Raw genomic sequence first — 25,916 nt, forward strand, 5'->3', positions numbered from 1 at the left:
TCAGCGGCCCGCCTTCATCCGGAGGTCCCGGGCAATGGCGCGATAGCCGTGAGCCAGGGTCTGGTCGTCGGCCGCGTCGGCCTTGGCTTCGTACTCGTCCGCCTGTGCAAGCAGCGAGCGCGCATCCGTCCCGCCTGCGCGAGCACGGTCGCGCCCCACGCGGATACGCACCGGCCCACCGGCCACCGGCTGTTCCTTCAGCCGAGCCAGCTCCGTGCGCATGCCAGCCAGCTCGGCCTTGTGCGTCTCGTCCGCCTTCGTGAGGGCCGACGCGACCATGCCCTGCACCTTTGTCAGCACGGCGCGGTCCAGTGCACCCGCCGCGGAATCCGCATGCTGCGACTTCTTCGTTGCCTTCGACTTCGTGAGAGCGGAGACGGCGGCCATGAGCTGCTGTCGATCCCCTGGGGTGCGGGCCTCACGGATGAGCTGGTGAAGCGCCCTCACGGCCTTCACCGGGTCCATCGCCGTTTCCTCTCGCGCCTCCTTGGCAGCCGCGCTTGCTGCCTGCCGTTCGCGGAGGGCATGCACGCGCTTGGCGTTGTCGCGGTTCCAGTCGTCGTGGGCCCGCTCACTCGCCTCGACGGCGTCCTGGGCGCGCTCGGCGGCAGCCAGGGCCGCGTCCCGGACTTCGGGCCGGTGGTACGGGCTGTCCGGTGGGAGCTGCGAGGGGCGCTGGTCCAGGGGGTCGACCTTGCCCACGAGCCGGTCGCCGTATGCCTGTTCGGTGAAACGTGCCATGTTCATTTCCTTCTGTCGTTCGGTGATGCATCGGTGGGGTGAGCGTCGCCGCGAGACGGTGCTCAGGTGCCCGCAGATGCCGCCGTCTGGCTCTTATGGGCCGCAGCGGGTGTTGCCGGTGGGCGCGGGAGTCGATCGGGGCTGTGCGGGCCGCGAACGGGTGGTACTGGCGGTGAGGCCAGCTCCGTCCACGAGGTCAGTTCGTGCAGCTCCCCGTCGTGGTCGTCGGTCACGATCCGGCCTCCCGGTGCCAAGGGCACCGCTCACCGGGGGCGGTGGTCCGTCGGCATGGGGTGCCGTCACGAGTTGTGGCGCCGCATGTGGCGATCCGGGCACGGATTTGGGCAGGCAGGCGTCCAACGCGCTCATGCGGTGCGCACTCGCGGCAGCAGCAGCCCAGGTCGTCATCGGGCCGATCTGTGACGAGCCAGTACGAGGTCGTGCCGTCGGTCTCAACGGCTTCGGCCATGGCGTATCCGTTGCCGAGGCCGACTTCGGCGTCGAACAGGGCGGCCGGACGGGATTGTGAGTTCATGAGGCGACCTCCTCGCCAGCAAGCTGGGCGCGCGCCTGCGCCAGGCTCTCGGGGGTCGATCTGGCTTTGTCCACAGCCGACCGCGAGCCCTGGTGACGCAGAGACCTTGGTGATGTGGGGTTCTGGGCTTGGGAGTGTTGAGAGTCTTGGTATTTGGCCCCAACGATTCCGGTCCGATCGCCAACGATCTGTTGGGAAGCGTCCAACGTTTCGTTGGCTTCTTTCCCAACGAAACGTTGGTTCAGGGTGAGCGCAAATTCGGCCCGCGTTCCGGGCCGCCCGCGCTTATGCACGGCCACAGCACCCTCCCTGCACAGTTCGAAAATTGCTCGACGCACGACCTCGGAACACGAGTCCCGGAACTTCCGAGCGCACGGCGTGTCATCCGTGTCAGCGGGCCAATCCCGGCGTCCAAGGCCGATGAGGGCCAGCCGCTCCCATCCCCCGAAGTAGATCGGCGGGGCGCCGTCGTCCATCGCGCAGGACGCCATGACCATCAGCACCTTGTATTGGTTGCCGCTCAGGTGGCCCCAATCCCGTATGACCTGCCTCATGAGGGCGTCACCCATCGGACCGACCCCGGCGCGGCTGGCACACCTCGACGCAGCTCATGCGCCACCCCGGAGCACGGCCGCGATGCGGTCGCACTGGTCCTGGGTGAGCGGTGGCGCCTCGGCCACGATCTTGGCGGCGTAGGCCTTGATTTGCTCCGTCGCCAGTTCGGAGGCCCACTTGCGACGCTCGGCCGCCGTCCTGGCATGAGCCTTGTGCGCCGCCGCTGTGTGAACCGCTGCCACCGAGTCGCACCCTTCTCCGAGAACTCCCTAGTGCGGGGGGTCCCCGCATGGGGGTAGTGGAGCACTGGGACGGCACTGCACGCAACATGAGAATTGCGCCGAATCTGTTGGTGTTAAACACTTTTCGTCATACCAGCGTGCGACTCTTGATGGAGCACCTCGGGGAGTCGCGCAGGGCCGAATCCGGAATCCCTTTGTGGCGGCACAACTTTGCTCCGCGAACTACTGTTCGACTCGCGGTCACGCAGGCCGCCGAGAATTCATGCGGCCCTCACGAACACTGACGATGATGCGCGAGGGCCGCATCCGCAGCGCCTCCTTGACGAGGCGCCGCAACGGGATCTCGCCGGTGCCCTCGAGACTCGGCTGGCGGCACTGCATCGACGCCACGTCGCGCAGGGGGATCTTGAGCTCGAACACCTCCTCGCACGTGACGACCCGCTCCCGCGGCGGGATGGCGGAGCTGAGGCAGTTCAGCAGCGTGGTCTTGCCCGCCTGGGTGCCGCCCGCGACGAGGACGTTGAGGCCAGCGGCGACGGCTGCACCGAGGAAGCGGGCGCACTGCGGGGTCAGCGTGCCGAGGCCCACGAGGTCGTCGAGGTGGCTGGCCCGCACGACGAACTTGCGGATGTTGACCGACCAGTGGCGGCGGGTGATGTCGGGGATCACGACGTGAAGCCGGGAGCCGTCGGGCAGCACCGCGTCGACGAACGGGCTCGACAGGTCGACCCGGCGCCCGCTCGTCTTGAGCATCCGCTCGACGAGGTCCTGGACGAGGTCGGGCGTGAGGATCGTGGTGGTCAGCTCGGCCACGCCGCCTCGCGCGATGAAGACCTTGGTGGGCTCGTTGATCCAGATCTCCTCGACCTCGGGGTCGTCGAAGTACTGCTGCAGCGGGCCGTAGCCGGCGACGGCGTCCAGCACCGACTTGACCGCGTCCTCGACGTTCGCGAGGGAGGGCAGGCCGCCGTGCAGCGACCGCTCGTCGTAGTCGGCCACCGCCTCGCGCACGAGCCGGTCGAGCTCGCGCACGTCGCGCGCCGGGTCGAGACCGGAGCGGCGGATCAGCTCACGGACCTCGGACTCGACGGTGGTCACGGCATCCACCCGGGACTCCCCTCCCCTCCACCGTCCGGCTTCCCGCCAACCCCCTGGCGCGGGCCCCTCCTCGGACCTTCCGGACGTACGCCGCATGTTAGGGCGGATCGGCGCACACCGCCTCAGGTCATCCACAGGCGGTGGAGGAGCACGAGGTCGTGGGCCGCGGCGGACCTAGCGTCGGCGCATGCGCCTCCACCTCACCGTGTCGACCCAGGAGGGCGGTGGTGCGCCTGCCACGCACGAGCTCGAGGTCGAGGCGGCGGCCGGCTGCACCTCCGGCGAGCTCGCCCGGGCTCTGTCCTCGCACCTCGGCGTGGCCGCCGACACCCTGTGGAGCCGCGGTCGGCCGGTGCCGTCGGAGTCGCTCGTGGGAGTGGCGCCCCTCGTGGACGGCGCCGCCCTCACCCTCGGCGGCGCGTGGACGGGAGGCGGGCGCCGTCCGCACCCGCGCAGCCCGGTGCAGCTGTGCGTGGCGCACGGCCCCGACTCCGGCCGCACCCTCGAGCTCCACCCCGGCACCCACACCCTCGGCCGCTCGCGCGACGCCGACATCTGCCTGCACGACCCGGGGCTGTCGCGGGTGCACGCCGAGGTGCACGTGTCCTCAGACGGCGTGCAGGTCGCCGACCTCGGGTCCACGAACGGCACCCGACTCGACGGCGAGCGACTCGGCGCGGGCCCGCGCGCCGCCCGGTCCGGGGCGCTCGTGACCGCAGGTTCCTCGGTGCTCCTGCTGGGTCCCGCCGTCGAGGTCCCTGCCGCGACCCGCCCCCGGATGGACGGCACCACCGCGGTGAACCGACGCCCGCGCGTGCTCGACCCAACCGTCCCCACCGCGATCGCCCTGCCGACCCCTCCCGACGCACCCGTGCGCGCCCGCGTCCCGTGGGTGGCGATGCTCCTGCCCATCCCGTTCGCCGCGGTCCTGGCCGCTTTCTTCGGGCCGATGATGCTCGCCTTCGCCGTGATGGGCCCCGCCGTCATGGCGGGGACCGCCCTGGCCGATCGCTTCGGCGCGCGCCGCAGGTATGCCGAGGAGTCGGCCCAGCACGCGCGCCGCCTCTCCGAGGCGATGGCCCGCGTGGACGGGACCGCCCGGCAGGAGGCCGCCGAGCTGCGACGAGCACATCCCGACCCGGCCGCGGTCCTCGCCACGGCATGCGGCCCGACCGCCCAGATCTGGGAGCGCCGCCGCCGCGACCGCGACGGCCTCCACGTCTCACTGGGGACGTGCGACCGGCCGTCCGGGACCCGCATCATCCGGCCGCAGGGAGATCCCGGTCCCGACCACGTCGTCCTGTCGGGGGTCCCGTGCGTCCTGCCGTGGTCCTCGGTGGGCACGGCCGGCCTCTGCGGTGCGCGCGAGCACGTCCTCGGGCTGGCCCGGTCCGTCATCGGGCAGGTCGCGACGTGGCACTCGCCCGCAGACGTGCGGCTGGTGCTGCTCACGGCCGAGGACCACGCCGGGGACTGGGAGTGGCTGGTGCGGCTCCCCCACCTGCGCGGCGACGACGGTGCGCTGCTCGACGGGGCCCTGGCGGTCGGGCCCGTGGAAGCCGCCGATGTCGTGTCGCGGCTCGGCGAGCTGGTGGCCGGGCGCTGGCATGACGGGCCGTCGTCGGGGGAGGGCCCGCCCGGTCCGTGGACGGTGCTCGTGGTCGACGGCGGTCCCGACCTGGCTCAGGTGCCCGGACTGGCCGAGGTCCTGACGGAGGGAACCGCGGCCGGCGTGGTGGCCCTGGTGCTGTCGCCCGAGCGCGGAGCCCTCCCGCCGGTCTGCGGTGCCGTCCTCGACCTCGCGCGCCCGGCCCTGCCCCGGCTCGAGCTTCCCGGCACCGCCCACGAGCACCTCGTGGTGGACCGCGTGGGTGGGTGGTGGGCCGACAGGCTCAGCCGGGCGCTGGCTCCGCTGCGCGACGCGACCCCGGTCACCGGCGGCGCTTCCCTGCCCGAGCGCGTGTCCCTGACGACGGTGACGGGCACGGACACCTGGGACGCCGCGGCGCTGGCCGACCGCTGGGCAACGGCCCCCGCCGTCACCGCTGTACCCGTCGGAGCGGGCCCTGACGGTGCGCTCGTCCTGGACCTCGCAGCGGACGGCCCGCACGTGCTGGTCGGCGGGACCACCGGGGCCGGCAAGTCCGAGTTCCTCCGCACGCTGGTCGCCTCGCTGGCGGTGCACCACCGGCCCGACCGGCTGTCGCTCGTGCTGGTCGACTACAAGGGCGGAGCCGCGTTCCGCGAGTGCGCCGACCTGCCCCACGTGAGCGGGCTCGTCACCGACCTCGACGAGCACCTCGCCGACCGGGCGCTGGCCTCGCTGTCCGCCGAGCTGAAGCGGCGCGAACGCGTTCTGCACGCGGCGGGTGTCCCGGACTTCACGGCATACCAACGACATCCCGCGTCCGGCGCCCAGCCACTGGCGCGGCTCGTGGTGGTCGTCGACGAGTTCCGGGCCCTGGCCGACGAGCTGCCCGCGTTCGTCGACGGCATGGTGCGGTTCGCGGCGCTGGGCAGGTCGCTGGGCGTGCACGTGGTGCTGGCCACCCAGCGACCGGCCGGTGTCGTGACGGCCGACATCAAGGCCAACGTCAACCTGCGCATTGCGCTGCGGATGCGCGACGACGCCGAGTCCCAGGACGTCATCGGCACCGGCGACGCGGCACGGATCGCACCCACCGCCCCGGGTCGGGCGCTGTGCTCGGCGGGTGGTGCCACGCCGGTGCCGTTCCAGGCCGCCCACGTCGGGGGCCCGGCTCCCTCGCGACCGGCGAGCGGCGTCCGTGTCCGCGAGCTCCGGCTGGGCCGCCCGGTCGCCCCTGTCGGCGCCGCCGGCCCGGCAGCGCCCACGGCCAAGGAGGTGGAGGGTCCGACCGAGCTCGAGGTCCTCGTCCGGGCAGCGCGAGGGGCTGCCGACCGGCTGGACGTGCCACCACCTCCCGCGGCCTGGTTGCCGCCACTGCCCGACCTGCTGCAGCCGCCGCCGAGACCAGAGGGGCTGGCGCGTACTGCGCTGGTGCTGGGCTTGTCCGACCGCCCGGGCAAGCAGGTGCAGGAGCCGTTCACCATCGACCTCTCCGCTCCCGGGCACTGGTCCTTCGTCGGCGCCGGCGGGAGTGGGCGCAGCACCGCCCTCCTCGCGCTCGCCGCGACGGCCACCGTCCAGCTCCCTCCGACGGACCTGCACCTGTATGCCGTGAGTGGCGGCTCCCTCGTGGCCGTGGAGGCCCTCCCGCACTGCGGCGTGCACGTGTCGTGGGACGACCTGCCCCGTCTGCACCGCCTCGTCGAGCGGCTCGCCGAGTCGATGGCGGCGCGCCGGGCAGAGCTGGCGGCGAGCCCGTACCCGTCCCTGCCAGCGTGGCGCGCCGCGGCCCCGGTCGAAGCCCCGCCGCACATCCTCCTGCTGCTCGATGACTGGGACCTGCTCCAGGGCCGCGCCCACGAGGTGTCGGCCGGCGGCCTCACCGACCGCCTGCTGGCCCTGCTCCGCGAGGGCGACGGCCTCGGCCTCACGGCGGTCCTGACCGGCGGGCGCTCCCTGCTCGTCGGGCGGACCGCCACCGCTGCGCCCCACCGCGTCCTGCTCCGCCCGTCCGACCCCGCCGACGCCCTGCTGGTCGGACTGTCCCCCAAGGTGCTGCCGCGGCACCAGCCCCCGGGGCGAGGCGTCCTCGCCGACGGCACCGAGGTGCAGCTCGCGGCAGCCGAGCCAGTGCGGCCGGCCTGCGGGAGCGCCGGCACCCCGGCGCGTCGGCCGCTGCGCGTGGAGCCCCTCCCGACCCTGGTCACGGAGGACGACCTCGGGGCTGCCTCACCCGGCCCTGTCGCGCTCGGGCGTGGGGGCGACGACGGTGGCGTCCTCTCCCTCGACCCCGCCGCCGACGGGCGCCGCTGGCTCGTCTGCGGAGCACCCCGCAGCGGGGTCTCCACCGCGCTGCGGCTCATCGCGGGCCGGGCCGTCGCGGCGGGACGCACGGTGGCGTTGCTCGGCCACGACCCCGTGGACACCGTGCCCGCCGGCGTCATCCCGTGCGACGTCCACGATCCCCGGGCCCTCGTCGAGCTCCGCCGGTCCACCCCCAACCTCGTCGTGGTGGTCGACGACGCCGAGACCCTCGTCGACACCCCAGTCGACCCCGTGGTTCGCGAGATCGCAGCCCTCGTGGAGCGCGACCGCGCCCTGCTCGTGTGCGGGGCGAACGCGACCGCCCTCACAGGCCAGTACCGCGGACCCGCCATCGAGGTCGCGAGGTACCGCACGGGCCTGCTCCTCGGCCGGTGCGGGACGCTCGAGGCCGACCTGCTCGGGGTCCGGGGACCCGATGGCGGCGCCGAGAGACCCGGGAGGGGGTTGCTCGTCTCCAGGGGGACCGCCACCCCCATCCAGGTGGCGCTCGCGGGTTCCACCCGGAACCAGCCGCCGGACCGTCGTGGATGATGTGCCGGGGGAACGGCCACCGGGGAGGGGGACGATGGGCGGCTTCGAGGACTTCGACGACTACGCGGTGTCGGCCCTGTCCCCTGACCCGTCCGCGTCCGACGTGTCGGCACGGACTGCCGCGATGATGCCCAGGATGCCCACGACACCGAGGGCGAGGGCCCAGACGCCGCGACCCGCCTGGAACAGCGACCAGGCGACCGGCAGCAGGAGCACGTTCCACACGATCGTCGGGGTGTTGGGCCAGTTCGCCCCACGGAGCCAGGCCCGGCCCAGCACGCCGAGGAGGACGGCGAACACCGCGATGAGCACGATGGACATCACGACCCGCGTCGGGTCGTCCCCGGCACCCTGCACGAGCTCCCAGAGGTAGAAGGCGCAGAACCCCAGGAGCACCACCGCCTGCAGGCCACACAGCGCGGCCGCGAGCATGCGGAACGGGTCGCGCCGAGCGGGTGCAGTGGCGGGTGCGGCAGAAGGGGGGACGTCGCTCACGCGGCTCAGGCTACGACCCGGGCCCCGGCCTTCTGGTGCCTTCGCACTACGCGAAAGGGTGCACCTGTCCGCGATGTGAGCAAAACCTCACCGTCACAAGCCGGTTACTTGCCGGCAACCCTCCACAAATGCCCCCACGTCTGTGAGGCTGGAACAGAAACGTGGGTGTTGCCGTTGGCACAGGTGCCCCTACACCACCACAATGGTCCCCGCACGCGTTTCTGCCTGCGCCAAAATCGGACGGCAACACCTCCGGGCGAGGGCGAGCACGACCCCAGCACACCCCGCAACGAAGCGGCCGTGCCGTGTGGTCCGCACCCTGGGCCACGCGCCCCGGACCCGCTACACCCCCTGCATCACAAGGAGCACGATCTTCATGGACTGGCGCGACCGCGCTGCCTGCCTCGACGAGGACCCCGAGCTGTTCTTCCCGATCGGGAACACCGGCCCGGCCATCCTCCAGATCGAGGAGGCCAAGGCTGTCTGCCGTCGGTGTGAGGTCATCGACACCTGCCTGAAGTGGGCGCTGGAGTCCGGCCAGGACGCCGGCGTCTGGGGTGGCATGTCCGAGGACGAGCGTCGCGCCCTCAAGCGGCGGAACGCCCGCGCGCGCCGCGCCGGCTGAGTCCCGCCCGCTCGATCCCGTCGCGGGCCACGGCAGCTTGGCCCCACCCGCGTCGACGTCAGGCAGCCGCCTGACCGTTGACCGCTCAGCTGCCGTCGCGGCCCAGCGGCCGCAGCCTCGCCACCAGCCGGACCCGTGTCCCCCGCGGCTCCGCGTTCTCCCAGACGATCCGGCCCCGCAGGTCCTGCACGAGGGACGTGACGATCTGGGTCCCGAGGCCCGACCCGCCGGGCCGGAAGCCGTCCGGCAGGCCCATCCCGTCGTCGGTGATGGTGACCGTGAGCAGGTCGTCGCCCGTGTCGTTCGTGGACCGCTGCGCCTCGACCGTGATGGTGCCCCCGCCGGTGGGCGCGAGGCCGTGCTCCACGGCGTTCTGCACCAGCTCGGACAGCACCATCGCCATCGCGGTGGCGTCCTCCGCGCGCACCATGCCGAAGGACCCCACGACCCGTGAGGTGATCGGCTCCTCGGCCTTGGCCACCTCGGTGATGGCCTGGAGCCCGCGCACGGCGATGTCGTCGAAGTCGACCGTCTCGTCGAACCCCTGGCTCAGCGTCTCGTGCACGAGCGCGATCACGCCGACCCGGCGCACGGCCTCCTCCAGCGCCTCGCGACCGGCCTCCCCCTCCGGCAGCCGCCTCGCCTGCAGCCGTAGCAGCGCCGCCACGGTCTGCAGGTTGTTCTTCACCCGGTGGTGGATCTCCCGGATGGTCGCGTCCTTGGTCATCAGCTCCTGCTCGCGGCGCCGCAGCTCGGAGACGTCGCGCAGCAGCAGGAGCGCCCCCACCCGGTGGCCGCCCTCGGTCAGCGGGATCGCGCGCATCGAGACGCTGACACCACGGCTCGTGACCTCGGTGCGCCACGGCGCCCGCCCGGTCACGACGACGGCCAGCGACTCGTCGACCGGCGACTCGTCGCGCAGCAGGTCGGCCACGACCTTCGCCAGCAGCTCGCCGATGACGTCCCCGACGTGGCCGAGGCGATGGACCGCCGACAGCGCGTTGGGGCTGGCGTAGGTGACGATCCCGTTGACGTCCAGGCGGATCACGCCGTCACCGACGCGGGGCGCCCCACGCCGCTGCCCGGTGGGCGCCGACACGTTGGGGAACTCCCCCGCGGCGATCATGCGCGCGAGGGAGTCGGCGAGCGCCTGGTAGGTCAGCTCCAGGCGGCTGGGGGTGCGCATCGCGGCGAGGTTGGTGTGCCGCGTGATGACAGCGAGCGCGCGGCCGTCCTTGACGACCGGGATCGCCTCCTCGCGCACGGGCATGTCGTCGCGGAAGATCGGGTCCTTCTGCCGCACGATCCGCCGGTCGAGGTACGCCTGGTCGAGCAGCGACTGCCGCCCGCGGTGCGTGCGGCGCCCGACGACGTCCTCGAAGAACACCATCTGCCCCGTCGTGGGCCGCACGTGGGCGACGGCCAGCCACCCCTCGATGCCGCCCGGCACCCACAGCACGAGGTCGGCGAACGACAGGTCCGAGATCAGCTGCCAGTCCCCCACCAGCAGCTGCAGCCACTCCACCTCGTTCGGGGCGAGGTCGGTCGAGGACGAGAGGACCTCGTTGAGGGTGGCCACGCGCAGAGCCTAACGAGCGGGGCCGGCAGGCCCGCAGGCGTATGCCGCGTGCTCAGCCCACGTGGACGACGTCACCGACGGCGACGGTCCCGGGCTGCAGGACCTGCGCGTACACCCCGGCGCACAGGTCGTGCTGGTCGCTGACGGCCTTGAGCATCCCCGGCCGCGCCGGCAGGTCGACCTGCGCGACCCCCACCATGCGGCAGCGCTCGATCGGCTCCAGCACGCGCAGGCGCACCCCGCCCACGGTGAGCTCGCGGCCCACCCAGGCGTCCTCGGCATACGGCTCGGTGGTGGCGACGACGACGTTGGCCCGCAGATGCCGCGGGTCGAGCGGCCGGCCGTCGCCCTCGTGCCGGCCCAGCTCGGCGAGGGTGGCGGTGCCGACGAGGGAGACGCTGCCGGCGTCGAAGTGTGGCGTGCCCGCCTCCGCCCGCAGGACGACCGGCTCACCGAAGAGGCATGACAGCCGTTCGTCCGCCTCGGGCGAGCCCGCGGTCACGGTCGTGCCGTCCGGGAGCCGGAGCTGGACGACGTCGTCGTCCAGCCTCGACTCGAGCTCGAAGACCGGGTCCATCCGCCGGAACCGGCGCGAGTGCTTGCCCGACGCCATCGTGCCGGCGGCGTCGTAGATCGCGAACCCGCGGTCACCCACGAGCCCACGCGCGTCGACGTCGACGCGGGCACAGGCCTGGGCTCCGGTCGCCTTCACCGGGAACCGCTGCAGGGCCACGACTTCCAAGGCACCGACTTCCAAGGCACCGACTTCCGGCGCGACGGCCTCTGGCGCACCGGCTCCCGGCGCCGCCGTCACCGACGGCGGCTCCGTCTCCGGCTGCGTCACGTCGTCGCGGCGCCGGAGCGGATGACCGAGCGCAGCGTGCGCAGTGCCACCGACAACGCCGCGATGTTGGGCTTGTCGAGCCGCTCGATCCCGTGCAGCGCGGCCTTGGCCCGGGTCAGCGACTCGGAGTTCGCGTCGGCCCACTGGGCGTACCGCTTGGCCGGCTCCGCCCCTGTGGTCGACGCGTCGATCACGCTGCGCACCAGGCTCTCCAGCACGGCATACAGGTCGTCGCGCAGGGCGCCACGGGCCAAGGCGTCCCAGCGGTCGTCACGCGGCAGGTTGGTGACGCGGCTGAGCATGCCGTCGATGCCGAACCGCTCGGACAGGACGAAGTACAGCGGCGCCACGTCGGCCGGCGACTCGCCCGTGTCGGTGCAGATGTCGACGATGTCGAGCAGCGAGAACTGGTCGAGCAGGCTCGCAGCCCGCATCGCCAGCGCCTCCGGCACACCGGCCTTCTCCAGGCCGGCGGCGTTGCGCTGCAACCGCTTCAGCTCCGCACCCTGCAGCAGCTCGGGGATCTTCGGCGCGAGCTCGGCGACGACAGCGCCGAAGCGGGCCACCTCGCCGGCGACGTCGAGCCGCGAGGGCCGCGAGGTGAGGAACCACCGGATCGCCCGGTCGATGAGCCGGCGGAACTCCAGGTAGAGCCGGCTCTGGACGTCGGTGGAGACGACGTTGTCGAGCGCCTCGACCTGCGCCACGAACGACGGCAGGTCGAAGATCTCGCGCGCCACGACGAACGCACGCGCGATCTGCTCGGGCGTCGCCCCCGTCTCCTCCATCGCGCGGAAGGCGAAGGTGATGCCGCCCCGGTTGACCATCGAGTTCACGACCGAGTTGGTGATGATCTCGCGGCGCAGCGGGTGCTGCCCGAGCTCGGCGGAGAACTGCTCACGCAGCGCCGGCGGGAAGTAGTCGGTCAGCGTCTGCTGGAACCACGGGTCGTCGGGCAGCTCGGTCGGGAGCAGGTCCTCCTTGAGCGCGAGCTTCGCGTAGGCGACGAGCACCGAGAACTCCGGCGACTTCAGGCCCTCGCCCGCGGCGAACCGGCGGTCGATCTCGGAGTCGCTGGGCAGGAACTCGAGCCCGCGGTCGAGGTCGCCGCGCTCCTCGAGCCAGTGGATGAGCCGCTGGTGCACCGGGAGCATCGGGTGCTCCTGGGCCCGGGCGTTGCCGAGCAGCACGTTCTGCTCGTAGTTGTGCCGCAGCACCTGGTGGGCGACGTCGTCGGTCATCGAGGCCAGCAGGGAGTTGCGCTGCTTGAGCGTCATGTCGCCGCCGCGCACCTGCTCGGTGAGCAGGATCTTGATGTTGACCTCGTGGTCGGAGGTGTCCACACCCGCGGAGTTGTCGATGGCGTCGGTGTTGACGCGGACCCCGTTGCGGGCGGCCTCGATCCGGCCCAGCTGGGAGAGCCCGAGGTTGCCGCCCTCGCCGACGGCCTTGACCCGCAGGTCGGCGCCGTCGACGCGGATCGCGTCGTTGGCGCGGTCGCCGATGTCGGAGCTGGACTCGCCGGACGCCTTGACGTAGGTGCCGATGCCGCCGTTCCACAGCAGGTCGACCGGGGCGAGCAGGATCGCCTTCATCAGCTCGGCCGGCGTCATGCTGGTCACGCCCTTGGGCAGCCCCAGCGCCTCGGTCATCTCCGGGGTGATCCGGATGGCCTTGAGGGTGCGCTCGAACACGCCACCACCGGCCGAGATCAGCGACCGGTCGTAGTCGGCCCAGGAGGACCGGGGCAGCTCGAAGAGCCGCTTGCGCTCCGGGTACGACCTCGCCGCGTCGGGGTTCGGGTCGATGAAGATGTGCCGGTGGTCGAAGGCGGCCACGAGCCGGATGTGCTCCGACAGCAGCATGCCGTTGCCGAAGACGTCGCCGGACATGTCGCCGATGCCGACGACGGTGAAGTCCTCGGACTGGGTGTCGACGCCCATCTCGCGGAAATGCCGCTTGACCGACTCCCAGGCACCGCGGGCGGTGATGCCCATCGCCTTGTGGTCGTAACCCGCCGAGCCGCCCGAGGCGAACGCGTCGTCGAGCCAGAAGCCGTATGACTGCGCGACGCCGTTGGCGATGTCGGAGAACGTCGCGGTGCCCTTGTCGGCCGCGACGACGAGGTAGGAGTCATCGACGTCGTGGCGCACGACCGACGGCGGCGGCACGACCTCGCCGGCCTTGCGGTTGTCGGTGAGGTCGAGCAGCCCGGAGATGAACACCTTGTAGGACGCGATGCCCTCGGCGAGCCAGGCGTCGCGGTCGATCGACGGGTCGGGCAGCTGCTTGGCGTAGAACCCGCCCTTGGACCCCGTCGGCACGATGACGGCGTTCTTGACCATCTGCGCCTTGACCAGGCCCAGGATCTCGGTGCGGAAGTCCTCCCGGCGGTCCGACCAGCGCAGGCCGCCACGGGCCACCGGCCCGAACCGCAGGTGCACGCCCTCGACCCGCGGGCTGTAGACGAAGATCTCGAACTGCGGCCGTGGGGCCGGCAGGTCGGGCACCTTCGTGGGGTCGAGCTTGACCGACACGTACGACTTCGGGTGGCCCTCGTCGTCGACCTGGTAGAAGTTCGTCCGCAGCGCCGCCGTGATGACACCGAGGAAGGCGCGGATGATGCGGTCCTGGTCCAGCGAGCTCACGTCGTCCAGCCCGGCGGTGATAGCCTCGACGACCTCGGCCTCGGCGGCCGCGCGCGCCCCGCCGGCCTCACCGGCATACCGGCTCGGGTCGAAGCGGGTCTCGAAGAGGGACACGAGCTTCCCGGCCAGCCCGAGGTTCTGCACCAGGGCGCTCTCGACGTAGTCCTGCGAGAACGTGGAGCCGGTCTGGCGCAGGTACTTCGCGACGGTGCGCAGGATGACGACCTGGCGCCAGGTGAGCCCGGCCCCCAGCACCAGGGCGTTGAAGCCGTCGCTCTCGGCGCGGCCCTGCCACACCGCGCCCACGGCGTCCTGGAACAGCTCGCGCAGCCGGTCCCGGCCGCCCTCACCGCTCCAGAGCCTGTCGTTGCGCACGCGCAGCCCGAAGTCGTAGACGTACAGCGTCACGCCGTCGCTGCGCTCGATCTCGTACGGCCGCTCGTCGACGACCTCGACGCCCATGTGGGTGAACATCGGCAGCACCTGCGTCAGCGACAGCGGGCTGCGGCGGTAGAGCTTGAACCGGCGTTCGTTCGCCGGGGCGCCCGGCTCCTGGTACATGTTCAGACCGGTGGCGTCGTCGTCGGCCAGGCCCTCCATCTGCCGGATGTCCGCGACACCCACGCGGGGGCTGAAGTCCTCCTTGTACGCCTCGGGGAAGGCGCGCCCGTAGAGGCCCGACAGCCGGGCGGCCGCCTCCTCGCCGTGCTCCGTGCGGGCGGCCTCGCCGAGGTCCTCCTCCCACGTGCGGGTGGCGTCGACGAGCTGGCGCTCGAGCACCGACTCGTCGACGTCGGGGATGGACGCGCCCGACGGCACGCGCACCACGAAGTGCAGCTGGGCGAGCACGGACTCCGAGACGCGGGTCGTGTAGTCGACGCTCGCGCCGGCAAATGCCCGCCGCAGGATCGTCTCCATCTTGAGGCGGACGGCCGTGTTGTAGCGGTCGCGCGGGATGTAGACGAGGCAGGACACGAACCGGCCGAACCGGTCGCGTCGCAGGAACAGCTTGGTCTTGCGCCGCTCCTGCAGGTGCAGCACGTCGGTCGCGTTGTCGAGGAGCGTCTCCTCGTCGGTCTGGAACAGCTCGTCGCGCGGGTAGTTCTCGAGGACCTCGAGCAGGTCCTTGCCCGAGTGCGAGTCGGGCAGGTAGCCGCTGCGCTCGAAGACGGCGTTGACCTTGTCCCGCACCACCGGCACGCGCGTGACGGACTCGGTGTAGGCGCTGGAGGTGAACAGGCCGAGGAACCGCTTCTCCCCGGTCACCTCGCCCTGGTCGTCGAACTGCTTGACGCTCACGTAGTCGAGGTAGGTGTTGCGGTGCACCGTCGCCCGCGAGTTGGCCTTGGTGATGATGAGCAGCTCACGGGTCCGGGCGACCTGCCGCGCCTGCTCTGACAGCAGCACGCCGTCGCCGGTGGGGTCGTACCGCAGCAGCCCGAGTCCGGTGCCGTGGACCGCCTGGAGCCGGTCCGCGTCCGTCCCGTGGTGCAGGGCGTACTCGCGGTAGCCGAGGAAGGTGAAGTGGTTGTCCGAGAGCCAGTCGAGCAGCTGGCGGGTCTGTTCGACCTCCTCGGCCGGTATGCCGTGCGGCGGCTCGGTCTCGAGGTCGGCGGCGACCTGGCGGCAGGCCGCCCGCATCTTCGGCCAGTCCTCGACGGCCTCGCGCACGTTGGACAGCACGCGGCGCAGGTTCTCGGCGACCTCCGCGCGGCTCTCGGGGTCGCTGTCGCGGTCGATCTCGAGGTGCATCCACGACTCGCGGACCTGACCGAAGCCGCCCGTCCCGTGGCCGTTGCCGTCGAGCAACACCTCCTCGAGGTCGCCGGTGGCGTTGCGGCGCACCGTCATCGCCGGGTGCACCACCAGGTGCACGACCCGGTCCATCCGCAGCAGCTCGGAGCTGACCGAGTCGACGAGGAAGGGCATGTCGTCGGTGACGACCTGGACGACGGTGTGCCCGCTGGTCCAGCCCTGCTCCTGGACCTCGGGGTTGAAGACGTCGACGGTGGCCGTCCCCACGGGTCGGTGCTGGGCCAGCTCCCGGTGGGCCAGGGCGGCGCCGAGGATGTCCTCCGGCGCGCGGGCCAGGAGGTCCTCGGTGGCGACGTGCCGGTAGTAGCTGCGCAGGAACGCCTCGACCCCCTCACCGCCCGCGTGGTCGGCCCGCTCGGCGGCGGTGTGCAACAGCTGCTGACGAGACTGCTCCAGCGACCCAGACATGTCGGTCGGCTTCATCCTCACGTGTCGATGTGCGCATCGGGGCACTTCGTCGTGCACCCGTGCACCGAGACTATCGCTGCGCGCGAGTGCCGACGCACGACGGTGCGAACCCGTCGGTAGGGCACGGTCGAGCCCCCGTCGCGCGCCGCCGAGGGGTGTGTCGGCGCAGGTCAGGGATGCGGAACCGGCCAACCGGTGGTTGGCTGTTCCCACCCCCTACAGTGGATGAAAGGAAAATCCCTGTGATCATCCTCGGCATCATTCTGCTGATCATCGGCCTCGTGGCCTCGATTTCCATCCTGACGACCATCGGCATCATCCTGATCGTCGTCGGCCTGATCCTCTCCCTCCTGGGCGCCACCGGCCGCGCCATCGGTGGACGAAAGACCTGGTACTGACGAAGCGGGCTAGAGGCCCGCACGCGACGACGACCCCCGGCTGCCTTGTGGGCAGCGCGGGGGTCGTCCGCGTCCGGGTCACTACAGTGGCCGTATGCCGCGGACGCCGGTTCCCCCGGACCCCCTCGCCGCGCTCGGCGCGGCCCTCGAGGGCGTCCGGGACGCGGCCCGGGACGGCGCCGACGAGGTGCTCTCGCACTACCCCGAGCTCGGTGACCGGGAGACCCAGTCGACGCTCGAGGCCTACCTCGACCAGGTCGCCGACCTGCTCCGGGAGGTCGAGGCGTCCTGCGGCGACCTCTCCGACCGGGTCCGCCTCGCCGGCGGGCGCGGACGCCCGGTGGCGGGCGACGAGGTCCTTCCGCAGCACGCCTCCCGGAGGGCACCGTGACCGTCGCCGGTGACCCCGCCTCCTGCTCCCAGCTCGGCTCGACCCTGCGCCGGCTGGCGGCGGCGCTCCGCGCCGAGCAGCGCCGTCTGCACGCGGCCGTCGACCCGGCCGACGCCCCGAGGCCGCCGGCGTCCGTCGTGCGCGCCCGGCGCCGGGGCGCGCAGGTGGCCGACTCCCTCGCGGTCGCCGTGGCCGAGCTCGACCAGGTCGGGTCGGCGCTGCAGGCGCACTCCAGCGACCTCGCCGAGGCGCTGTCCGACGCCAGGCAGCTGCTGGACCGTGCGTCCGCCGCAGGCCTCGAGCAGAGGTCCGGCCGGCTGGCGCCCCGGTGGGGGGTCGCGGGGGTGGCCGACCCCCGGGCGACCACGGCACAGGACGACCTGCGCTCCGACCTGCAGCAGCGGCTGGACTCCGTCGAGTCGCTGCTGCGCACCCGCCGGGCCCGGCTGGCCACCACCGTCCGCAGGTCCGGCGACCTGCTCGCCACGCACGCGGAGGCACTGCGCCGATGACGGTCATCGACCTCAACGCCGACCTCGGTGAGTCGTTCGGGCGCTGGCAGCTCGGCGACGACGAGGCGATGCTCGACCTCGTCACCAGCGCGAACGTCGCGTGCGGCTTCCACGCCGGCGACCCCGCCACCCTGCTGCAGACCTGCGTCGCCGCCGCCGAGCGCGGCGTCGTCGTGGGTGCCCAGGTCGGGTACCACGACCTCGCCGGGTTCGGCCGACGCTTCGTCGACATCGACCCGGCCGACCTCGTCGCGGACGTCGTCTACCAGGTCGGCGCGCTCCAGGGCCTCTGCGCCGCCGCCGGCACGCGGGTGGCCTACGTCAAGCCGCACGGCGCCCTCTACAACGCCGTCGTCCACCACGAGGCGCAGGCCGAGGCCGTGGTGCAGGCCGTTCGCCGCATCGACGACGAGCTGGTGGTCCTGGGCTTCCCGGGCTCGGCGCTGCTGTCCCTCGCCGAGGACGCGGGGCTGCGGACCGCCACCGAGGCCTTCGCCGACCGCGGCTACACCCCCGACGGCCGGCTGGTGCCCCGCAGCCACGCCGGCGCCGTGCTGCACGACCCGCAGGTCGTCGCCGCCCGCGCCGTGCGGATGGCCGTGGACGGGGTGGTCGAGGCGGTCGACGGGTCGATCGTGGAGGTCCGTGCCCAGTCGGTCTGCGTCCACGGCGACTCCCCCGGTGCCGTGTCCCTGGCGACCGAGGTGCGCCGCTCGCTGGAGTCGGCCGGGATGCGGCTGGCGCCGTTCGTCGACGGCCGGGGCTGAGCGCAGGTGCAGGTCCTGCCGTCGGGACCGCGGGCGGTGCTCGTCGAGTGCGACGACCTCGACGAGGCCCTGGCGCTGCACCGCCTGCTGTGGGAGCACGACCGTCCCGAGGGCCTGGTCGACGCCGTCCCGGGGGCCCGGACGCTGCTGCTCGTGGTGTCCTCGCCGCAGCACCTCCCGGGCGTGCGCTCCCGGCTGGAGGGCGTCGACCGCTCGCTGGTCGCCGGACCGGCGCCCGACGCTGCACGGCCCGACGCTGCACGGCCCGACCCTGCACGGCCCGGCCGCCGAGGCCCCGGACGCGAGGGACCGGGGGAGGTCGAGGTGCCTGTCCGGTACGACGGGCCGGACCTGCGGGACGTGGCCGACCACACCGGCCTGACGCCCGAGGAGGTCGTCGCCGCCCACACCGGCACGCCCTGGACCGTCGGCTTCGGCGGGTTCGCCCCGGGGTTCGCCTACCTGGCCGGGGGCGACCCCAGGCTCGAGGTCCCGCGACGGGGAGAGCCGCGCACGCGCGTTCCTCCGGGCGCCGTGGGGTTGGCCGGCCCCTTCAGCGGCATCTACCCCCGCTCCTCCCCCGGCGGGTGGCAGCTGATCGGGCACACCGACGTCGTCCTGTGGGACCTCGCCGCCGACCCGCCCGCGCTGCTGCGGCCAGGCATGCGGGTGCGCTTCGTCGACGCCGGACACAGCGACAGCGCGGCCGCCTCGTCGACGGCGCTCTCCCGTCAGCCGTCGGCGACGGCGCCGTCGACCACCACTCCCACGGCCGGAGCGGGCGCCACGGCCACGGCCGACGCCGACCTCGCACGGCGCCCCCACCTCGAGGTGCTCTCCCCCGGACCGCTCGCCCTGCTCCAGGACTCCGGCCGGGCCGGCCACGCCGGTGTCGGGGTCGGGCCGTCGGGGGCTGCCGACCGTGGTGCCCACGCGCTCGGCGCCCGCCTCCTGGGCCAGGACATCGACGCCGCCGCGGTCGAGGTGCACGCGGGCGGTCTGGAGGTCCGTGCCCACGGCGGGGTCACGCTCGTCCTCACGGGAGCGGCGACGGCGGCGACCGTCGACGGCACCCCCGTGGGCCATGCCGCACCGTTCCACCTCGCCGACGGGTCCGTGCTCCGCGTGCCCGCACCGGAGCGCGGTCTGCGCACCTACGTCTCGGTCCGGGGCGGCTTCGACGTCCCCGCCGTGCTCGGGTCGCGGTCGACGGACACCCTGTCGGGCCTGGGTCCCGGCCCGCTCACGGCCGGGTCCCGGCTGCCGGTCGGTCGCCACGGCGGCCACCCCAGCGTCGACGTCGCGCCACACCCCGCGCCGCCCCTCGGCACCCTGGTCCTCGACGTCGTGCAGGGCCCGCGCACCGCGTGGCTGGCCGAACCCGACGCCCTCGTCCGCGGCGAGTGGACGGTCGGGTCGGCCAGTGACCGGGTCGGCGTCCGGCTGGCTGGCGAGCGGCTGCCGCGCCCGGCCTCCCTCGAGGGCCGCGAGCTGCCGAGCGAGGGCGTGGTCCGCGGAGCCGTGCAGGTCCCGGCGGACGGGCAGCCGGTCGTGTTCCTCGCCGACCACCCGGTGACCGGCGGCTACCCCGTGGTCGCGGTCCTCAGCGAGCCGGCCCAGGACCTGCTCGCCCAGGCCGTCCCCGGCCAGCAGGTCCGGTTCCGGTGGTCGCGTGCCTGAGTGGGCGCGCCGCTAGGGTTGAGCGCGCCTGCCCGCCCCCCAGACCACAGGAGCCCGCATGAAGATCGCCCGCACCCTCGAGTACGCCGCCACCCCCGAGGAGGTCTTCGCCGTCCTCGCCGACGTGGCCTTCCAGGAGGCCAAGTGCGCTGCCACCGGGGCGATCTCGTACACCGCCTCGGTGAAGGCGGAGGGGGACGCGACGGTCATCACCACCGAGCGCGAGCTGCCCGCCGACGGCCTGCCCGACTTCGCCCGGTCCATGGTCGGCAACACCCTCAAGGTCGTCGAGACGCAGACGTGGGAGGCCCCCGGCGCGGACGGCGCCCGTACCGGCACCGTCGCCATGACCGTGCCCGGCGCACCGATCACCCTCAAGGGAAGGCTGGCCCTCGAGCCGGGCGGCCCCGGCACCGTCGAGCACCTCGACGGTGACCTCAAGGCGAGCATCCCGCTCGTCGGCGGCAAGATCGAGAAGGCCGCGTCCCCCGCGATCGAGGACGCCATCACCATCGAGGGCATGACCGCCCACGAGTGGCTGGCCCGCTAGGACCTGGGAGCGGCTCGTCCGCCGGGGCGACGCGCCACGGCATACGCGAAAGGCCCGGAAACCATTGCGGTTCCGGGCCTTTCGCGTATGCCGGTGAGCCTCAGCCCATGTGCGGGTAGGCGTGGTTGGTCGGCGGGTTGAACGTCTCCTTGATGGAGCGCGCGCTCGTCCAGCGCAGGAGGTTCTGCGCCGCACCGGCCTTGTCGTTGGTGCCCGACGCGCGGCCACCGCCGAACGGCTGCTGCCCGACGACGGCGCCCGTGGGCTTGTCGTTGACGTAGAAGTTGCCGGCCGCGAAGCGCAGGCGCTCGGTCGCGTCGGCGATGGCCATCCGGTCCTGGGCGATGATCGAGCCGGTGAGGCCGTACGGGGCGAACGACTCCATCTGGTCGAGCACCTTGTCGAACTGGCGGTCCGGGTAGACGTGCACCGACAGGATCGGGCCGAAGTACTCGGTGCGGAACGACTCGTCGCTCGGGTCGTCGATCTCGAGGATCGTCGGCCGGACGAACCAGCCCTCGCTGTCGTCGTACGTGCCGCCGGCGACGACCTCGACCCCGGACGTCGCGTGCGCCCGGTCGATCGCGGCCGAGTGCTTGCTGAACGCGCGCTGGTCGATGACCGCACCCATGAAGTTCGACAGGTCGGTGACGTCGCCCTGGCTCAGGCCCTCGGTGACGGAGACGAGGTCGGCCTTGATCTTGCGCCACAGCGAGCGCGGGACGTAGGCGCGCGAGGCGGCCGAGCACTTCTGCCCCTGGTACTCGAACGCGCCACGGATCATGGCGGTGCGCAGGACGTCCGGGTCCGCCGACGGGTGCGCGAGGATGAAGTCCTTGCCGCCGGTCTCGCCGACGAGGCGCGGGTACGTGCGGTAGCTCGGCAGGTTGGCGCCGACCTCCTGCCACAGGTGCTGGAACGTCGGCGTCGACCCGGTGAAGTGGATGCCGGCGAGGTCGGGGTCGGCGAGCGCGACCTTGGAGACGTTGATCCCGTCGCCGGTCACCATGTTGATGACGCCGGGCGGCATGCCGGCCTCCTCGAGCAGCGACATGGTCAGCTGAGCGGCGAACTGCTGGGTCGGGCTCGGCTTCCACACGACGGTGTTGCCCATGAGCGCCGGGGCGGTCGGCAGGTTGCCCGCGATCGCGGTGAAGTTGAACGGCGTGATCGCGTAGACGAAGCCCTCGAGCGGGCGGTGGTCGGTGCGGTTCCAGATGCCCTTGGAGTTCGCCGGCGGCTGCTCGGCGAGGATCTGCCGGGCGAAGTGGACGTTGTAGCGCCAGAAGTCGATGAGCTCGCACGCCGCGTCGATCTCGGCCTGGTAGGCCGTCTTGGACTGGCCGAGCATCGTCGCCGCGTTGAGGTGCGCGCGCCACGGGCCGGAGAGCAGCTCGGCCGCCTTGAGCAGGATCGCCGCGCGGTCGTCGAAGGACAGGGCGCGCCAGCCGGGGGCGGCGGCCTTGGCGGCGTCGACGGCGGCCTGCGCGTCGGCGAGGGTCGCGTTGCGCATGGTGCCGAGGAGCTTGCGCTTCGCGTGCGGCTGCCGGACCTCGATCTTGCGCCCGCCACCCATGACCCGCTTGCCGTTGATGGTGTGCGGCAGGTCGATGGCGGTGCTGCCCAGCTCCGCGAGGGCCACCTCGAGCGACGCGCGCTCGGGGCTGCCGGGCGCGTAGTCGAGCACGGGCTCGTTGACGGGGGCGGGCACCTGGGTGACGGCATCCATGGTGGGCGGGGCTCCTCGGGGTCGCGTCGGAGAAGGGGGACCTCCCGTGCTGCCGGGAGGGCGCACCTATGGTGTCACGTATGCCGAGTTCCAACGACAGCGCCGAGCTCGCCTACCGCTGGGCCGGCCCCGCGGATCCGACGACGCCGACCCTGGTGCTCCTGCACGGACTGGGCGACTCCGGCGACTGCTGGCCCGACGCCGTCCGCCGGTGGTCCCCGACCTACCGCGTCGTGGGCGTCGACGCCCTCGGCCACGGCCGGTCACCGCGGTTCACGCCGGCGCAGCTCACGTCCGAGGACCCGATGGAGGCGATGTATGCCGCCGCCGAGGCCACCCTGGCCCGGGTCGCAGCCGACCACGGCGGCCCGGTGCTCGTCGTCGGCCACTCGATGGGTGGCGGGATCGCAGGGGCTCTGGCGGCCCGTCGCCCCGACCTCGTCGCCGCCGCGGTCCTCGAGGACCCCGCCTGGCGCGACCCGCAGTACCGCGTGCAGCCCGCCGAGGTCGTGCGCGAGCGGGTCGCCGAGTGCCGGGCCTTCGCGGACGACCCGGCCGGGTCGCGCGAGGAGGGCCGCGCGGACAACCCGACCTGGCCCGAGTCAGAGCTCGACCCGTGGGTGGCGTCCAAGGCGCAGGTCGACCTCGACTTCCTGAGACTGGGCATCGCCAACCTGGTCCAGCCGTGGGACGAGGTCGTGGCCGCGATCGCGGTGCCGACACTGGTCCTGCTCGCCGAGCAGGGCGGCCCGGTGCTGCCCGAGGTCCGCGAGCGCGCGGCACGGATCGGCAACAGCCACATGGACATCCGGGTCGTCGAGGGTGCCGGGCACTGCATCCGCCGCGACCGGGCCGACGCGTACCACGCCCTGGTCGACCCCTTCCTCGCCCGGCACGCCTGACCCGCCCACGGCCGCCCGTCCCGTCGACTCTCTGGTCTTTGCGCGATCGCCGCGGTCATGACCGCCGGAACCGCGCAGAGACCAGGGGAAGGACGAGAGGAGGCGGGCGTCAGAGGATGCGCAGGACCTCGTCGAGCTCGGTGACGTCGTACCAGAGCAGGTCCTCCATGCCCTGGTCCCCGGCCGTCTCGTCGACGTGCAGCGACACGACGAGCCGCAGCGGCACCGGCGAGGTGACCCTGACGGCGCCGAGCCCGTCCCGCGTCGCATCGTCCTCGACCCACGCCGGGTCGACGTCGGCCGCGGCCACGACGCGCTTGGCGACCATGGTGCCCTGGGCCGCCTCCGCCGCCTCGACCGCCTCGGTGAGCGCGGCGTACTCCCACTCCTCCTCGTCGGCGGTGGGCAGCGAGCGCTCGAGGCGACGGGTCACGGCATACGCGGCGACGGGCGCCGGGCCGACCTCGCGGCGCTCGGCGAGCGCCTGCACGTCGGAGGGCGTGAGCGGCAGGTAGATCCGGGTCTGGGTCATGGGGTCATCCCACATCCTCGAAGGTGCTGTGGTCGGGCAGGGGGGCGGGGTCGCGCAGGGCGGCGGCGGAGGTGCGCAGGGACGTCGCGATGACACCCGGGCGCCGGCTGACGTCCATGAGGTTGGAGCCGAACGCCTCGAGGTCCTCCTCGCCGGGGCCGAGGATCGTCACCTCGGCACCGTCGGCGTGCACCCGGTGGAGCTCGCGCAGCGCGCGCAGCGTGACCCGGTTGCGCCACTGGCGCTCGACCCGGGTGCGCCAGTGGGTCGGGGTGTCCTTGACGAAGCTGACCTGCGGCGCGAGGACGTACACCTCGTCGAGGCCGAGGCCGACCATGAGGTCGAGGTTGGTCGAGGACCACGCCCCGCCGTCGATGTAGCGGTGCTCCCCGATCCGCACCGGCTGGTACCAACCGGGGATGGCGCACGAGGCCATGACCGCGGCCGGCAGGTCGACCGGCGGCGCCTCCTCCCGCCCGAACGGCACACGCTCCCCCGTGTCGTAGTCGAGGGCGACGACGGTGATGCCTTCGCGCGGCACCCAGCCCGACGGCACGACGTGGCCGACCATCGCGCCGACGGCCTCGAGGCTGCCCCGCCCCTCGGGGAGGATCGCCGAGAGCACCGCCGTCGGTGGCAGGCTCCGGAGGTGGAGGGCGTTGCGGCGCAACAGCTCTCGCGACCCGAGGCCGGGTCGCGGCAACCCGGGCCGGTCGCCGCCGGTGTCGCGCTCGTAGTCCCAGAGGTAGCCGGCCAGCGGTCCCGCGTCGATGGAGCCCTCGATCTGGTGGTGCAGCAGGTCGGCGACCGGGACGCCAGCACCCAACAGCCCGGCCAGCACCGAGCCGGCCGAGGTGCCGACCACCTGGTCGAAGTCCCGCGCGTCCAGGCCGGTCTGGGCCTCGAGCGCGCTGAGGGCGCCGACCATCCACGCAGCGCCGAGGACGCCGCCGCCACCGAGGACGAGTCCCCGGCGGGTGCCGTCGCCCCCGTGCGCAGTCATCGTCGCGTCGACCGCTGCGTGTCGAGGAGCTCGGCCAGCGAGTCGACGATGCTCTGGCCGAGCACGTCGACGTCGGGCATGGAGTCGCGGTCGGCGTTGAGGCCGTAGTAGACCCCGCCGTCGTACGACGTGAGGCCGATCGACAGCGCCTGCCCGCGGGCCAGCGGCATGACCGGGTAGGTCGAGAGCATCTTGGCGTCCGCGGCATACAGGGTGTGCTGCGGGCCCGGCACGTTGGTGATGACGACGTTGAAGAGGCGGCGCGAGACCGCGGAGCCCAGTCGCGCCCCCAGGGAGTGCAGCGTCGGCGGGGCGAAGCCCGCCAGTCCGGCGAGCGACTCCGCACCCACTGCCTGCCCGCCCTCCATCTGCTGGCGCATCGCGAAGGCGATCTGGTGCAGCCGCATCGACGGCCCCGGCTCCCCCACCGGCAGGTCGACGAAGCAGGCGGTCAGGCGGCTGCTCACGTGCCGCGCGCCCTCGTCGTAGACGCTCACCGGGACCATCGCGCGGACCGTCGTGCCGGAGTGCACGGACTCACCGCGGGTGAGCAGCCAGGAGCGGAAGGCGCCCGAGATCGTCGCGAGCACGACGTCGTTGATCGACACGTCGTCGGCGTAGCGGCCGCGGGCCAGCCGCGCCCGGACCTTGCGGTAGTCCTCGAGATCGGTGCCGATCATGACGTAGCGGCGGGCCTCGCCCACGGTCGCGTTGAGGGGCGAGTGCGGCGCGGGCCGGGCCGCCGTGCGGGCCAGCGTGGAGACCACGTCACCGGCTGCGGTCAGCGCCCGCGCGCCGAGTGCCTTGACGTCGGCCGTGCCGCCGCGGATGTTGTCCACGACCTCGCTCGGGCGGCGCACCGCGTCGACGAGGGCACCGGTGAGAAGCTCGATGTCACTCGGCTCGCGCGAGGGCCGCCACGTGTCGGTGACCAAGCCATCGGCGGCCGGGTCGCCGTCGACGATGACGTGCGCGATGTCGACCGCGTTGACGCCGTCGACGAGTGCCTGGTGCGACTTGGTGACGATCGCGAACCGGCCCTCGGCCAGCCCCTCGACGAGGTACACCTCCCACAGCGGGCGGCGCCGGTCGAGCGCCCGCGGCTGGATGCGCGCGACGAACTCCTGCAGCTGCTCGTCCGTGCCCGGCCGCGGCAGCGCCGAGCGCCGCACGTGGTAGGTGACGTCGAAGTTCTCGTCGTCCACCCACACCGGGTTGGCCAGCCGGCCCGGGACCTGGCGGATCCGCTGGCGGTAGCGCGGCACGAACGCGATCCGCGTCGACACCAGCTGCACGAGGCGGTCGTAGTCGAAGCCGTCCTCCGGCGGGTCGAACACCATGACCGAGCCCACGTGCATCGGCGTCGTCGACTCCTCGAGGTAGAGGAACGACGCGTCGAGCGAGGTGAGGCGGTCGGGCACCC

The 25,916-nt window shown here is 72.9% G+C and carries 19 protein-coding genes and 1 pseudogene; 9 read left to right on the forward strand and 11 right to left on the reverse strand.

The window, feature by feature from the left end; all coding sequences use genetic code 11:
- The 3 genes and pseudogenes from J2X64_RS02780 to J2X64_RS02790 form a co-directional block, all read right to left on the reverse strand.
- Nucleotides 1-741 (reverse strand): hypothetical protein, encoded by a 741-nt coding sequence (locus J2X64_RS02780; protein WP_310149276.1) that lies wholly within the window; start codon nt 739-741, stop codon nt 1-3.
- A gap of 1,143 nt (nt 742-1,884) precedes the next feature.
- Nucleotides 1,885-2,073 carry a hypothetical protein gene (locus J2X64_RS02785; protein ID WP_310149279.1) on the reverse strand — a complete coding sequence of 63 codons (189 nt, stop codon included), beginning with the start codon at nt 2,071-2,073 and terminating at the stop codon, nt 1,885-1,887.
- Between the two features lie 282 nt (nt 2,074-2,355).
- Nucleotides 2,356-3,180, reverse strand: a pseudogene (locus tag J2X64_RS02790) (CpaF family protein); the annotation flags it as partial.
- A 178-nt stretch (nt 3,181-3,358) separates the two neighbouring features.
- Between J2X64_RS02790 and J2X64_RS02795 the strand changes: the two are divergent.
- Nucleotides 3,359-7,615 carry an FtsK/SpoIIIE domain-containing protein gene (locus J2X64_RS02795; RefSeq protein ID WP_310149281.1) on the forward strand — a complete coding sequence of 1,419 codons (4,257 nt, stop codon included), beginning with the start codon at nt 3,359-3,361 and terminating at the stop codon, nt 7,613-7,615.
- Nucleotides 7,616-7,675: 60 nt separating this feature from the next.
- Here J2X64_RS02795 and J2X64_RS02800 read toward each other — a convergent pair whose 3' ends face one another.
- The gene (locus J2X64_RS02800) at nt 7,676-8,110 is read right to left on the reverse strand and encodes a hypothetical protein (RefSeq protein ID WP_310149284.1); all 435 of its coding nucleotides are present in this window, start codon (nt 8,108-8,110) and stop codon (nt 7,676-7,678) included.
- Nucleotides 8,111-8,486: 376 nt separating this feature from the next.
- Between J2X64_RS02800 and J2X64_RS02805 the strand changes: the two genes are divergently transcribed.
- The gene (locus tag J2X64_RS02805; protein ID WP_310149287.1) at nt 8,487-8,735 is read left to right on the forward strand and encodes a WhiB family transcriptional regulator; all 249 of its coding nucleotides are present in this window, start codon (nt 8,487-8,489) and stop codon (nt 8,733-8,735) included.
- Nucleotides 8,736-8,820: 85 nt separating this feature from the next.
- On the opposite strand, the gene J2X64_RS02810 is transcribed toward J2X64_RS02805, so the two are convergent.
- The 3 genes from J2X64_RS02810 to J2X64_RS02820 all read right to left on the reverse strand — a co-directional run bounded on the left by J2X64_RS02810 (nt 8,821) and on the right by J2X64_RS02820 (nt 16,029).
- Nucleotides 8,821-10,314 (reverse strand): histidine kinase N-terminal domain-containing protein, encoded by a 1,494-nt coding sequence (locus tag J2X64_RS02810; protein WP_310149290.1) that lies wholly within the window; start codon nt 10,312-10,314, stop codon nt 8,821-8,823.
- 52 nt (nt 10,315-10,366) lie between these two features.
- Entirely contained in the window at nt 10,367-11,047 is a 681-nt protein-coding gene (locus J2X64_RS02815) for an MOSC domain-containing protein (protein WP_310149292.1), read from the reverse strand.
- 107 nt (nt 11,048-11,154) lie between these two features.
- A complete protein-coding gene (locus J2X64_RS02820) occupies nt 11,155-16,029 on the reverse strand; it encodes an NAD-glutamate dehydrogenase (RefSeq protein ID WP_310149294.1) in 4,875 nt (1,624 codons plus the stop codon).
- Between the two features lie 242 nt (nt 16,030-16,271).
- Here J2X64_RS02820 and J2X64_RS02825 point away from each other — a divergent pair, with 242 nt between their 5' ends.
- From J2X64_RS02825 to J2X64_RS02850, 6 genes are all read left to right on the forward strand, one after another.
- Nucleotides 16,272-16,427, forward strand: a complete 156-nt coding sequence (locus tag J2X64_RS02825) for a DUF6131 family protein (RefSeq protein WP_310149296.1) — start codon at nt 16,272-16,274, stop codon at nt 16,425-16,427.
- A 94-nt stretch (nt 16,428-16,521) separates the two neighbouring features.
- Complete coding sequence (locus tag J2X64_RS02830; RefSeq protein ID WP_310149298.1) at nt 16,522-16,818, forward strand: hypothetical protein; 297 nt, start codon at nt 16,522-16,524, stop codon at nt 16,816-16,818.
- Nucleotides 16,815-17,330 carry a hypothetical protein gene (locus tag J2X64_RS02835; protein WP_310149300.1) on the forward strand — a complete coding sequence of 172 codons (516 nt, stop codon included), beginning with the start codon at nt 16,815-16,817 and terminating at the stop codon, nt 17,328-17,330. The genes J2X64_RS02830 and J2X64_RS02835 overlap by 4 nt, the downstream gene beginning before the upstream one ends.
- On the forward strand, nt 17,327-18,097 hold the full coding sequence (locus tag J2X64_RS02840; protein ID WP_310149303.1) for a 5-oxoprolinase subunit PxpA: 771 nt from the start codon (nt 17,327-17,329) through the stop codon (nt 18,095-18,097). Before J2X64_RS02835 ends, J2X64_RS02840 begins: the two co-directional genes overlap by 4 nt.
- A 6-nt stretch (nt 18,098-18,103) precedes the next feature.
- Complete coding sequence (locus J2X64_RS02845) at nt 18,104-19,777, forward strand: 5-oxoprolinase/urea amidolyase family protein (RefSeq protein WP_310149305.1); 1,674 nt, start codon at nt 18,104-18,106, stop codon at nt 19,775-19,777.
- Nucleotides 19,778-19,835: 58 nt separating this feature from the next.
- A complete protein-coding gene (locus J2X64_RS02850) occupies nt 19,836-20,327 on the forward strand; it encodes a DUF2505 domain-containing protein (protein WP_310149306.1) in 492 nt (163 codons plus the stop codon).
- A gap of 100 nt (nt 20,328-20,427) precedes the next feature.
- On the opposite strand, the gene pruA is transcribed toward J2X64_RS02850, so the two are convergent.
- A complete protein-coding gene (gene pruA / locus J2X64_RS02855) occupies nt 20,428-22,056 on the reverse strand; it encodes an L-glutamate gamma-semialdehyde dehydrogenase (RefSeq protein ID WP_310149307.1) in 1,629 nt (542 codons plus the stop codon).
- Between the two features lie 80 nt (nt 22,057-22,136).
- Between pruA and J2X64_RS02860 the strand changes: the two genes are divergently transcribed.
- On the forward strand, nt 22,137-22,958 hold the full coding sequence (locus J2X64_RS02860) for an alpha/beta hydrolase (protein WP_310149309.1): 822 nt from the start codon (nt 22,137-22,139) through the stop codon (nt 22,956-22,958).
- Between the two features lie 109 nt (nt 22,959-23,067).
- On the opposite strand, the gene J2X64_RS02865 is transcribed toward J2X64_RS02860, so the two are convergent.
- From J2X64_RS02865 to J2X64_RS02875, 3 genes are read right to left on the reverse strand one after another with little or no spacing between them, the layout of a single operon-like run.
- Nucleotides 23,068-23,490, reverse strand: a complete 423-nt coding sequence (locus J2X64_RS02865; RefSeq protein WP_310149311.1) for a DUF6912 family protein — start codon at nt 23,488-23,490, stop codon at nt 23,068-23,070.
- A gap of 4 nt (nt 23,491-23,494) precedes the next feature.
- Nucleotides 23,495-24,493 carry a patatin-like phospholipase family protein gene (locus tag J2X64_RS02870; protein WP_310149313.1) on the reverse strand — a complete coding sequence of 333 codons (999 nt, stop codon included), beginning with the start codon at nt 24,491-24,493 and terminating at the stop codon, nt 23,495-23,497.
- On the reverse strand, nt 24,490-25,914 hold the full coding sequence (locus J2X64_RS02875; protein ID WP_310149314.1) for a wax ester/triacylglycerol synthase family O-acyltransferase: 1,425 nt from the start codon (nt 25,912-25,914) through the stop codon (nt 24,490-24,492). Before J2X64_RS02875 ends, J2X64_RS02870 begins: the two co-directional genes overlap by 4 nt.
- Nucleotides 25,915-25,916 lie beyond the last annotated feature (2 nt).

This window comes from Phycicoccus sp. 3266, assembly GCF_031456495.1.
Taxonomy (GTDB): Bacteria; Actinomycetota; Actinomycetes; order Actinomycetales; family Dermatophilaceae; genus Pedococcus.